The sequence below is a fragment of the bacterium genome, assembly GCA_023382385.1.
GTDB lineage: Bacteria > Electryoneota > RPQS01 > RPQS01 > RPQS01 > JABWCQ01.
Map to the genome: position 1 here is coordinate 368516 of JAHDVH010000002.1, position 12332 is coordinate 380847.

The following is a 12332-nucleotide window of genomic DNA, read 5'->3' on the forward strand; positions in this document are numbered from 1 at the left end:
GACCGCTCCTTAATGTGCGTGACCATGGCCTGCGTCCTCCGGATTGATCTTGGTAGAAGCGAGACGCACTTTGTACGCGCCTTCAATCACGACACGTTCCCCTGCATCAAGACCCTTGAGAATCTGCACCCACTTTCCGTCTCGAACTCCCGTCCTAACGAACCTCTTCTCAAAAGACTCTCCGCCCTTTTGCACATAAACGACTGGTGTACCGTCATCATCTATCAGTGCGGAGTGCGGCACAGCGATGACGGAGTCCTGCTTATCCGACAGCAGGTGCATCCGAACATAAGCTCCCGGACGAAATCTCCCTTCTGGATTCTCAATTGAGAATATAAACGGCGCACGACGCGTTCGGGGATCGAGAATCCTGTTTGCAGAAACAAGCTTGCCGCCAAGTTCCGACACACGATATGTTGTGGAGGAACCCGCTTCAGTGAAGTCGGCATCCACAACATTGCCAAGCGGCTGAAGATCGGAGGTCGCAACCTGCGCTTCGATCCAGACACGAGACGCATCCACAATGTTAAAGAGATGCTCGCCCGCCTGCACGCGTTGTCCGTATTTCAGATGCACATCTGTTAAGACTCCAGAACGCGGAGCACGCAAGGTAAGCTGGGGTCCCTCCAAGTTGAATTCATCCACTCGCTCCTCTGCCACTCCTAATGCGGCTGCCATTTGGGCGCGTGTGCTTCGCAGCGCGACCTTAGCCTCGTCATAACGTCGTTGGGACACGGCACCTGATTTAAAGAGCTCACTCACGCGGGAGTGTTCTTGCTGGGCGAGCTGGTAATCGCCAACCAACCGAACCCAGTCTGTTTCGGCGCCGGGAACTGGCGAAATGCGTAAGAGCGCATCTCCTTTTCTGACATTCTGACCGGGAATAACGATTTCCCCATCGAGTGTTGGGTAGAGTAGTCCGGCGAATGGCGCCACAACTTCTGCTTCGTTCGTGCCTGCCGAGGTGATTTCACCAAGTGTGGAGACCGAGTGCGAAATTGTCTGCCGTTCCACCACCGCTGTCCGCATACCAAGCATCCACTGCTGTTCTTTCAGATATGAAATGTAGTTCCCGGTTTCCGGTTCCTCAATATGAGGTGCGGCACCTGAATAGACCACTACTCTATCAACTGCGATCGGCGCCGTTTCGTCCGCATTCTTGTACAGGGCAACAAGCTCATAGGTCCCCGCCTCAGGTGTTGTCAATGATCCGGAGAAGATTCCCACTCGGCTCACCTTCATGAACTTCTGGCTTTTGAAGACGTTTCCGCCTTTCAACCACTGAACCTCCAATGAGCCGGAATTCACGGGATCTCCTGAATCCAAGTTCGTCAAGTGCCAAACCGATTCGACGTTCGATTGAGCTTGCAATGGTCCCCATTCGGCAAACAATTCAAGGCCGCTTTCCCATCTCGTGACGGAAGTAAAGACCTCTTCATGAGCATGATCATCGTGACCACCAGAGTCAGTGACCTCGCCGTGGTCATCGTCGTGGTTGTGACCTTCGTGATCATGCTCGTGGTCGGAAGGCTTAGACTGCGATTTGTTTGTTCCCGACTTGACATCGATCGACTTGCAGCTCGGACCAAATACAAGCAGAGAACTGCTAATCAGAGTGAGAAGAATGTATTTCATCATATCATTTACTCCAGAATGTTAAGTCCAGTCACGCGACGGAGCTCAATGTTTGCGTTTGTCCACTCGGCTTGAAGCTGCTGAAATGCCGAGAGCGCGTCCACACTTGTTCGCAGGGCATCTACGAATTCCTGCGCACTGAACTCACCCGACGTGTAAAGTCGCGTGCCTCGGTCCAACCCAATAAGCGACTCTTCAACACCGTAGCGCCTTTCCCTCGCAGGCGAGCCAGACACGCGCGTCCACCGTTCCATTGCGAGATTGATTTCAAGCGACGCTCCAGTTTCTTCGGCACGGTGAAGGAGCTTGGCCCGCTGGTGTTCCGCGCGAGCAAGTTTTCGTTGAGCAGAGCGGCGATTCCAGAGTGGGATTTCCAGATCTGCTTCCCACACGAGACCGGACCACTCCGGATCTGCCGTCATGTATGCAACACCGACTCCAAAATCGGGCAGCTGCTTTCGCTTTGTGGCGCGCTCCGCCATCTTGGTGGAGTTCACCATGATCTGCTTTTCCCGCAAAGAAGACCGGTGCTCAAGGCCGTAAGCTACGGCTTCATCGACGTTATTAAAGGGCGGATCCGAAATCACGGGTATCGACAGAGTTTGCAAGGACTCCATTCCAAGGCCGGTCAGCGCAACAAGTTCGCGTTGGAGCGAACGTATTTCGCCGTCGGTCTGCAACTTACGAAACTCGATCTCGACTAACTCTGCTCGAATCCTCTGGGCTTCATATTCGGAAATGTCTCCCTTGTCCAAACGGGCATCCGTGGCGCGCTCTGCACGGCCTGCAACGGCGAGCACACTGTCCAACAGCATGCTTTGGTCAGCAAGCTGCCGCAGTTTCACGACTGAACTCACGACTTGTACGATTAGTGCGCGCCGAGCTTCTTCGAATGCCGCTTCTCTGCTCTGCAGGTGAAGTCTGCGCGCCGCTGATTCAGAACTTCTGGACCACAGAAAGCCCAGAGGCTGATGTACGCCGATGGTCTGCTCCGACTCGTTGGTCGACCCGTCTGAAAGCCTTTGTAGTTCATACCCCGCGACGGGATTCGGCAAGGCGCGACTCGCCGAGAGCTCCATGTGTGCTTCAGCAAGGCGCATCCTCGCCTCTGAAAGCACGGGAGACGTCGAATCGAGCGCGGCCAAAACTACGCTCCATTCACGTGATTCGGCATACGCTCTGCCCGCGTGAAGCAAGACAACAAACGCCACTCCGGTCAGGAGCGGCGTTAACAAAACTGAAAAACGCATTCCTGTCCTCCAAATACGATAGGAAAGTACTTCTGCAATGCGCAGAAGCTATCACTAATACGGTATCAGGAGAACGGTCGAGGAGGTCGGTCTATGGAGGGCTTGGGGGGGGAGGGTGGGATGATATCAAGACTTGAGTGGAACTCAATGTCTTTATAATGAGTAGGGGTTGAAGACGGCGCAAGCAATGTTGCGGCGGTCGTGTTATGATGACACACACAACCGCAACCACAAGCGTCAGCCGTATCGTGATGGTGGTCGTGCGACTCCGCCTCGTGTGCCTCGCAGGAGTGGTGGACCAGCACCGATATCGCCGATATCGGTGCAAAGGCGAGGGCCAGTAATAATAGCAGGGCAGTAAGTCGCATCGGGTATTAAACGCTCCAGAGCAAGAGTCGTTCCCAAAAGATAAAATTCATCTTCAAAACACGCAATCTTAAGCAAGCAGTTCGTAACGCTTACATTAGCCGCCTAAGCGCAGAACTTATTAGATTAAACTATTATATATTATTAGCTTACCAAGATTCTGGGTTTTGGGTCACCTGTTACTGGGATCCCCCCTTATATGCGTAGAGGAGAAAGCCCCCGGCATCTCCAGCCGAGGGCTTTGGACAATACTGGCAATTCTTTGGCAAAAGCCTCCAATCAAGTTGACCGGAGTCAACCCACAAATCACCGCTCGGCTATGCTACAGCCAACCGACCGCACCAAGCAGTGTGATGAAAATCCCCATCAGACTTTCTCCTGCGATGATTCCGGAAGCGGAGGCAACGGTGTACTCTTCAGCAATCGCGGGACGCATCCTCGCATACACGAGCGCAATCACGCCGCCGATGAACATCGAAAGTGCATTGTAGAAAGGCAGCACAAAGGCAAGTCCGAGTCCCATTGCCGACGGAATCCACTTGCGCCATTTGGGGAATAGCCGCTCACACATTGGAATCAGAAGACCCACGATGCCGCCAATGACCAGCGCAGCGCGAGCGGTTGGGTGCAGCGACTCAAGACCATTGGAAAGCAATCTTGCAACCGACGCCCAGACTTGGGCCGCAGGTGCAGGGAATTTTGTTGAACCGAGAATCGAAACGTCCGGCACCACGAGAAAGAAGGCCGGAACCGTAACGGCGGTTCCGATAAAGATTCCGGCAAACTGTGCGAGAAACTGTTTTCTCGCATTTGCGCCGAGCACATACCCGCTCTTTAGGTCGGTCAGCAAGTCGGAAGCGGAATCCGCCACGCCCGCCGTGATACAGGCCGACATCAAGTTTGTGTTCATTTGCTTGGGTGCAATCGCGCCAAAGATCAATTGGGTTATCTTGCCCATTGCGCCAACCGGAGTGGTATCGGTCTCGCCGCAAGCACGACATGCGACCAGCGCGAGAAAGAACGACAGGAAGACGGCCAGCAACGCCATCCACCATGGGATCATGAAGTAAACAGATGCAAGAAAGACAATGCCCAATGTTCCAATTACCATTCCGCCCGCGAACCAAGAACCGGGCACCTCGATGCGATCGAGTGGGTCCTGCTCGTGACGCGGTTTGGCGCGCGCAAAGATGGTCTTCAGGCCCGAGAAAGCCCGCAGAGCCGTGCGCCACTCAAAGACAAAAGCCAGCAGTCCGCTTGTCACCATACATGCCGCTCCGCCCCACAGACTCCAAGAGACAATATTGCGGAATCCGCCGGGCGACTGAGTGTTGCTGTCTCCGGACTCAAAGGCGAGCAACTGACTTGTGGACGCGGCCGCAATCACCAGCTTCTCATCTTCAGACGACAGTTCAAAAGTGCCCGGGAGAAGATTAGCTTCTCCGTTCTTCATCCGCGGAGATTTCAAGTCTGAGACTAATTGTGCGATGCTCGCGTATTGTGCCGCTTCCGGCCAGACGAATTCATAGTCTTTGGAATTTCCGCCTTCCGCGAGCGTAATTGGTAAGGTGAACCCTGCGGGGATCTCCAGAGGGAAATTCGGACTGGCAACCAGTTCATTAGAGCCAGCCGACCGAATCTTTAACGTTTGCACGGCAACTTCTGAGGTTGAAACTGTTACTTCTGGACTCATGAGAGTCAACGCAGTCTCAACATGCATCGCGCTCTTCAAAGAGCTGTCCACTCGCAACTCAAGCCGCCTGCGCAAGTAGGCGTCTTCAGGCTCCATGACTCGCAGTTTCCCGAAGAAGGGATTCGTACTGCCGTCTTTGAGCCTCGGGCTGTTCAATTCTGCGGCGAGTTCACTCAGACTGTTATAGGTCGTTTGCTCTTTCCATGGGAATTCGATGATTGAGGTGGTTGCGCCGTCCTCGATCAAGTAGTCGTTGCTGGCCTTCACCAGTTCGAAGCTGAGCACGCGACCGGCAGAAATGGTCAGCGGGAATTGCAGATCCTCTATGGAACGAATATATGGAAGCGGGTGGCTGATGACTTGCTTGTCCATCATCATCGGTGCGAGGATTCCCCAATTGAGAATCCCGCCGATCAGCACGCTGACCGCGACTTTGAAGCCCATCAGCGCTCCTGCGCCCACCAAGATCATGCTCGCATCAAACTGAATCGTGTACATCCCCATTCGGGCACCGAAAGTATTGTATAGAGCGGGAATCCAAGCGAACCAGTCGCGCACCGCAGCGATAGCGATCCCGATGCCGCCCCACAGGAACAGCAGCTTGGCCGACTTGGACTCTTTTCCATTCCCCCCGACTCCGTGCAGACTCTTGAGGGTTTCAGCCGCCGCAATGCCTGACGGAAACTTCAACCGCTCAATGTTGATCATCTGACGCTTCATCGGAATGGCCATCGTGACCCCCAGCACGGCCAGGAAGAATATCCATGCCGAGAGCAAGCCGTAGCTGATGTGCACTCCGTTGACGAGAAGATACGCGCTGATTGCCGAGACGATTGTTCCGCCGGTCGAATATCCTGCAGAGGAAGCGGTCGACTGCATCGCGTTGTTCTCGAGGATGGACATATCCGTCTTTACCCATCGCGGGAACATCTTCCGAAGTGACTTCCAGATCGTGTAGCTGAGGATACACGATGTGATGGCCACACCCAAGCCCCAGCCGGTCTTCAGGCCGACATAGAGATTCTGGAGCGACAGAAACGCCCCAAGAACCGAACCCATGATGATCGAGCGAATCGTCAACTGCGGCATGTCGTCGCCGCGGTAGACGTTCTCGTACCACTCTCGCTCGAGTTCTTCCGGCGTCATTTTTTTGACGGGCAGTTCATCGGCCATTGTATCTTTGGCTCCGTTGCATTGTCAAGAGTGAGGAACTCAGCTATAGAATACCGAATGCGATGAGTGCTGCGATAAGGACACCCATGATACTCTCGCCTCCGATCAAGCCTGAGGCCGTCGGAATAGTATACATGTCGTTAAACTTAGGTGCGCGTTTTTCGAGGAACCATGCGATCAAGGCCCCGACAAACATGGCAAAACTCGTATACGCAGGAATCGTCATGGCAATTCCCAGCGCTGTCGGAGAAGGTGTATAGGGCCTGAGTTTAGGGAATACCTTATCCACAATCACGATCACGACCGCGAGCACAAATGCGATGGCCATCGCCAAGACTGCGCTGGGCGGCAAGGTGCTCAGCCCCTGCGCCAACACCTTTGCGACGCCCATCCATACCAGTGCGGACGGTGCGGGGAACTTGTCACCGCCGAGCGTGCTGACATCGGGAACAAGAATAAAGTAAGCGGGGACTGCCAGCAGCGCGCCAGCCAGCACGCCGAACAACTGGGCGATGAATTGCTTGCGCGGGTTCGCTCCTACCATGTGTCCGACCTTAAGATTTCCAATCGTGTCGCTGCAGCTCGCCGCCGCACCTGCCGTGATTCCGGCGGTCATCAAGTTCGCCGTCACGTTTCCCGCTGAGATCACACCAAACGTGAGCTGCGTGACTTTTCCGAGCGCTCCAATCGGATTGATGCCGACTTCAGCGCCCGCGCGGGCGGCGACGGCCGCCAGAATGAAGGTCAACAGCACGGCAATCGCGCCCATGTACCAATGCACCCCAAAGCTGCCAAACATCAGGGACAAAGTCACTATGCACAAGATTCCCGTAATCACAAATCCCGGAACAAACCAGCTCATGGGGATTTCAAGGTCGTCAAGAATGCCTTTTGTCGCGCCGTCTTTCTTTCGTCCGAAGCTGCTGAAGATGCTGCCAAAGGTTCTCCCTAAGGTTCGCCATTGAAACGCGAGCGCCAGCAATCCGCCCACAACGAGAATCGTGGCTCCCGGCCACAACGACCACGCACTGATGTTCCGGAATCCTCCGACCACCTGCAGTCGGGATTGTCCGGGTTCGAATCCTAAGGCCTGCACGATTTGAGGCGACGATTGCTCTTTGTCTAATGTGAGTTTCGATTCCCAGTAGACGGAGTTGGAAGCCTCAATAAACAGAGCTTTGGCTCCAACGCCGTTTGCCTTGCTCAGCGTATCTCGCACGCTGATCACGCCGTAGAAAGGATTGGGCGTGCCGTCGCTCAATTGAGGCGCATTGAAGTCGCGCACAATTTCTTCATTGGAACGATAGACTTTCGGCTGAGTCCACGTATAGCGGTAGCTCTTCGTGCTGCTTCCCGAAGACAACTCAGGTCCGACATTCGCTTCTTCCAACGTGACTGAAATACTCTGGCCGGCTTCAACCATAATCGGAGCGGCCATCAGCGTCGCTGCGTGAACTTGAGGTGCGGGGTGCTTAATAATCTTATTGTAAATAAGATTTGGCGCCAGCACCCCGTAATTCAGCACCAGACCGAACAGCATACTTAGACCGACTTTGATTCCGAACAGAGCGCCGATACCGATGAAGATGAGACTTGGCTCAAAAGTCAGTGTGAGTTTACCCATTCCGACTCGAGCGATCGACAACGGCAGGGCAAACTGCGCGGGAATCCAAGCAAGTCCGTCGCGCAAACCGGCTATCAGGATACCGAGGCCGCCGGCCAGACCGAGCGCTTTGGCCTTCTGAACTGCCTCCGTGCCTTTGGAGTACATCGCCTTAAGTGTTTCACCGGTGGGAATATTGGCGGGGAATCGCAGATTATCCACTTGAATCATCTGCCGCTTCAGAGGGATTGCCATGAACAAGCCCAGATACAGAATGCCGCCGATCAGAATTGCCAGTTGCCACCACACGAATTCATATCCGGTGAGCATGGACAGCGCGGGAACCGCTGACACCAGGCCTGCGGAAGAAATCCAGCTTGCCGCCACTGCCACAGTCATCATGATCGTGTTTTCCATCATTCCGAATTCACGACTGACAAGACCTGCACTTTTCAGTCCTTTGAAAATGGAGAAGATCAAAATTACCGCGACAATATCCACACCCAGTCCCCAACCGGATTTCAGACCGATGTATAGGTTTGAGAGTGACATCAGTCCTCCGAACAGCATGCCGGAGATAACTGCACGAGCCGTCAGTTGCGGTACGTCTCTCTGGTAGACATTCTCGTACCAATCGCGATCACGTTCTTCAACGGTCTTGTTCTGGGTTTCGTCAGACATTGGTCACCTCTGCAATGCGGAGAGTTATGGTAAACATCCGGAAATTATGCTTGGGAAGACATCAGAAAGCAGGAGTTGCTCAGGGAAGGAGCAGGAAAAACGCTTGGGATGTCAGATCAAAGTTGGATATACAGACGTTTTCGAAGGCGAATAGGTTGAGACTCAGAGAGGTTGTGCCGCAGGAACTGACGGCGGCAACATCAAAAGGCAATACTGTTTGCAGGACGCTTTTGCGCAGGCAGCTGCCGGAAACTGCGTTCAGAGACAATAGCCGACGGGGAAAGCCAAATCAGTTCAATCTACATTGTTCTTTATGATTTTGCAAGTGGGGAATCTGATAAACCCAACAATAATAACTTAATAAGATACTGCCCGTCCAATTTGCCCGGACAATGAAACTCATGATTATCTTTCAATTGGCTTCCCGGCACCGCCGTCCGCCTGGAAAGTGGTCTAATTGGCAAGAGGAATGTCCTGTGAGCAGTGCTTGGAGAAGAACGGCAGATTGCAAAGTGAATTTTGGAGTTCAATATCGCTCGGCGGAACTTTTGCACTCTGAGTGCGTTCTACTATCCCAGCCCAGCCGCCAAGCGGTTCCGAAGTACCTGCACTTATCGGAATCCCCGCCGACAACACCCCTTGATTGCGAGAAAAAAAAGCCTATCTTGACTTTACTTGCGCGCGAGAGTTCATAAGTAGTTTTATGCCCGCGACTCATTCCTGCTACGTCTCCCACTCACAATTCTCCTCTGGAGCTTCCGTGGACAACAATAAACACCCTGTTACTTTTGTTCCCTATCAGCAGAAAGACGAAACCCCGCGCGTTGCCGCAGTGACTCGAGTTGAATTCTCGCTCGACGGTTTGTCCGATGCCGATTTGCAAGTGCTCGGCCATCTTTCCGATGCTGCGGACTTGATCAACCCGATCTATCGTGACCAGTTTGAACCGAAAACACCTGCGATAGAACGCCTGCTCGACGGCATCATCGGTGTGGCATCGTCGGAACAGAAGGTCAAGATTCAGAATTACCGTACGATTCTCAATCTGCAAAACAGCCCGTATAGTCTACTTCCCCGCAAGAATCACCTGTTGGGTCTGACAAAAGACGAGGTAGCGGAGCTTGTCAAAAAGTCCGGCAAGAACAACCTGGAAGCGGACTTGGCGCTGGCCGCTCCGTTTTTGTTCGACGGACTCGCCTTGCCCGATAAAGCAGGGTTGTATCCGGATGATATGACTGAAGAGGAGTGGCGGGTGCTGGGCGACGAAGCAAATATCGTCAACGCGAGTTTTCAGCGAGTGAACGGCAAAGTTACGGGTAAGTTAAACGAAGACAAGTATCGTGCAACTCTTCAACCCGTCATAGAACATCTCATCAAGGCCCGTGACCTGACGCCTCACATCGGTTTCAGACTCTATCTCGATAGCAAGATTGAAGAACTTCGTCATGGCACACTCGAGTCGCGCCGCATCGCCGACTACATGTGGATCAAGCACAATGCACCGGTCGACTTGATTCTTAGCACGGCGCTCGAAGTCTATCTGGACAATTGGAAGAATGCGCGCGGCGAAGCGGCTGCCGCCGTCATGGTTGTGAACAACGAGGCGCAAAGCATGCTGCATGCGCTGGTGGATCGGCTGCCTGCACTCGAAGCTTCCGCTCCGTGGACGCACCGCAAGATGCAGATCGACAAGGACAAGTTGCCGCATTTGCGATTCGTGGATGTGTTGAATTGGAGCGGCGATTATGTCAACGGGCCTATGACGATTATTGCGCAGTCACTGCCGAACGATCATTGGGTTGTGAATCAAGTTGGCTCTGTCAACATGGTCTACCGGAATACAGGGAAAGCCGTTTACTCGCTTTCCGGCGAAATGATTGCAAGGGAGTTCCTGCCCAAGGATGTTTTTGAAAAGTACGGCGACGTGATGTTTGAGGCCACGCAGATCCATTCCGCATTGCACGAGTTGGGTCATACGACCGGAGCAATGGCACCGGAGCATTCCGGCAAGGAAGCCCGTGATTTGCTTGAAGCGGAATACTCTCCGCTCGAGGAAGCGCGCGCAGAATTATTTGGAATGTGGGCAATGCCGCAGATGGCCCGCGAAGGGGTCTTTCCGATGAAGCTGGCTGAGGCTGGGCACTACGGAATGGTCATCAGTATGGTTGGCGGCTTGCGCTTTGTTCCTGAGCAGGCGCACGTCAAAGCACGCAACCTCATGTGGCACTATTTCGTTCAGAACGGCGGAGTTGAAGAAGTCGTGGAAGAGGGCAAGAAGCGGTTTCGACTCAGGATTTCCCGTATTGAAGAACTCGTCGCGGAACTGCTTGGCATTGTGGGGAACACGAAAGCCGCCGGTGACAAGGCCGGTGCAATCAAGTTGCGGGAGACCTATTGCTTCACCGACCCCCTGCGCGAGGATGTGGAAAAGCGCATGGCTTCGTTTCCACTTGGCCGCGGCCTGATCTTCCCGCGCCTCAAGCGCGACGGCGACCGCTATGCGGCCGAACTTGAGTATCCCTCGTCGTTCATCGATCAACCGAGATACAGTGCCCGGCTGCTGGATGAAACAGCTTAGCAATTCCCCCGCGCTAAGAGATGGTGCAGACAACGACTGTGGGTTGATGCATCAGGCCCAAACTTAACAAATTCACAAGAGCCCCTATATCGGGGCTCTTGCATTCTTCTGCCTGATATGGACAGGTTTAATGCATAGATTCACACACGAACACTTGTCTGTAACTTCCGTCGTTTAGAAGAATGGGAGCCTCCATCACTTCCCTAATCCCTTCCGGAGTGATGAGCGTCGGATCGTACTTGAAGATGACTTTGTGCTCTGTGGCGAAAGTCTCAATTCCAGCGATTCCGGGAACGTCGGCATACAGATTTGTGAAAAAGTTCGCCGTCCCTTTGCACTTGACTCCCTGCACGGTGCATGTCACGGTCTCTCCGGCCACCGCTTCGAAGGTTGCATTGGTCGTCGGCTGTGTAAACACGTTACGCAACATGTAGCCGCTTAGGATTGCGGCAGTCACCAGAACAGGAAGAATGAAGCTCGGCACTTTCATTGCTTGCTCCTCAGATCGTTGCCTTAAGTTCCAGAGCCTGGTCCACCGGACAGGCGTCAACACATTCCAGGCAAAGCGTGCAATCGCGATGCCGCAGCTTTACTGTCGCATGCGGCGCAAGGTTCTGCGGGCACTTGCGTTGACAGTTACCGCACATGTTGCATTTACTTTCGTCACGAACCACCTTCAAGATTCCCAGCCGGCTGAACGGGTCAAATGTCGCGCCCATGGGACAAAGGTAACGACAGAAAAACATCGGGACGACGAACGCTCCGACGACCAGAGCAGCCAGCACAATCCAACTGACGATCCCTAACGAACCATGCCCAAAACCTGAGAACAGTAAAAAGAACGGGTCATATCCGCGGAGAATCAACTCACCTGACTTGTAGGTGAAATACAGGGCCGCAACAAGAACCACATAACGCAACAGCTTCAAGTATCCCTCTACTTTTTTTGTCGGCTGCGGACGTCTGCGCCAAAACAGTCCGGTGAATCTCGCGGCAAGTTCCCCCAGAAATCCGATAGGGCAGGCCCACCCGCAAAAAGCTTTTCGGGCAATCAATGCCAATACCAGAACACCGACCAGCATGGAGAGATTCAGAGGGCCGAGCGCGCAGCTGAACTCGCCTGCCTGCACCAATCCCCAGAGGCTTTCCATGCCTCCAAACGGACAAAAGGCCTCGAAACTACGGCTGCCGTAGCCCAAGGCCAGATAGACAATCAGTCCAAGAATAACCGTGAAAATGGAATACCGCAACCAGCGGGTGGGGTGCTTGAGTGCTCTCATAATCCACTGAGCATTTTATCTATTCAATTAAGAAATGCAAATATCTACTTATATATCCTGAAATCCGCAGAAG

Annotated in this window: 7 protein-coding genes; 1 reads left to right on the forward strand and 6 read right to left on the reverse strand. The window is 53.6% G+C overall.

What is annotated here, in order from left to right; translation table 11 throughout:
* Window positions 1-9: 9 nt before the first annotated feature.
* The 4 genes from KJZ99_05775 to KJZ99_05790 form a co-directional block, all read right to left on the reverse strand.
* Window positions 10-1638, reverse strand: a complete 1629-nt coding sequence (locus tag KJZ99_05775) for an efflux RND transporter periplasmic adaptor subunit (protein MCL4305404.1) — start codon at window positions 1636-1638, stop codon at window positions 10-12.
* 5 nt (window positions 1639-1643) lie between these two features.
* On the reverse strand, window positions 1644-2885 hold the full coding sequence (locus tag KJZ99_05780) for a TolC family protein (protein MCL4305405.1): 1242 nt from the start codon (window positions 2883-2885) through the stop codon (window positions 1644-1646).
* 688 nt (window positions 2886-3573) lie between these two features.
* On the reverse strand, window positions 3574-6117 hold the full coding sequence (locus KJZ99_05785; GenBank protein ID MCL4305406.1) for an OPT/YSL family transporter: 2544 nt from the start codon (window positions 6115-6117) through the stop codon (window positions 3574-3576).
* Between the two features lie 43 nt (window positions 6118-6160).
* Window positions 6161-8401, reverse strand: coding sequence for an OPT/YSL family transporter (locus KJZ99_05790; protein ID MCL4305407.1), 2241 nt, complete (start codon window positions 8399-8401; stop codon window positions 6161-6163).
* Window positions 8402-9161: 760 nt separating this feature from the next.
* Between KJZ99_05790 and KJZ99_05795 the strand changes: the two genes are divergently transcribed.
* Complete coding sequence (locus tag KJZ99_05795; GenBank protein MCL4305408.1) at window positions 9162-10979, forward strand: hypothetical protein; 1818 nt, start codon at window positions 9162-9164, stop codon at window positions 10977-10979.
* 127 nt (window positions 10980-11106) lie between these two features.
* Here the strand turns inward: KJZ99_05795 and KJZ99_05800 are convergent, their stop codons facing one another.
* Window positions 11107-11469 carry a hypothetical protein gene (locus KJZ99_05800; protein ID MCL4305409.1) on the reverse strand — a complete coding sequence of 121 codons (363 nt, stop codon included), beginning with the start codon at window positions 11467-11469 and terminating at the stop codon, window positions 11107-11109.
* A 10-nt stretch (window positions 11470-11479) separates the two neighbouring features.
* Window positions 11480-12259, reverse strand: a complete 780-nt coding sequence (locus KJZ99_05805; protein MCL4305410.1) for a 4Fe-4S binding protein — start codon at window positions 12257-12259, stop codon at window positions 11480-11482.
* Window positions 12260-12332 lie beyond the last annotated feature (73 nt).

Coding starts and splice junctions, on each gene's coding strand:
- KJZ99_05785 (MCL4305406.1), bottom strand. CDS start 6,117: ATGGCCGATGAACTGCCCGTCAAAAAAATGACGCCGGAAGAACTCGAG.
- KJZ99_05800 (MCL4305409.1), bottom strand. CDS start 11,469: ATGAAAGTGCCGAGCTTCATTCTTCCTGTTCTGGTGACTGCCGCAATC.
- KJZ99_05775 (MCL4305404.1), bottom strand. CDS start 1,638: ATGATGAAATACATTCTTCTCACTCTGATTAGCAGTTCTCTGCTTGTA.
- KJZ99_05805 (MCL4305410.1), bottom strand. CDS start 12,259: ATGAGAGCACTCAAGCACCCCACCCGCTGGTTGCGGTATTCCATTTTC.
- KJZ99_05780 (MCL4305405.1), bottom strand. CDS start 2,885: ATGCGTTTTTCAGTTTTGTTAACGCCGCTCCTGACCGGAGTGGCGTTT.
- KJZ99_05790 (MCL4305407.1), bottom strand. CDS start 8,401: ATGTCTGACGAAACCCAGAACAAGACCGTTGAAGAACGTGATCGCGAT.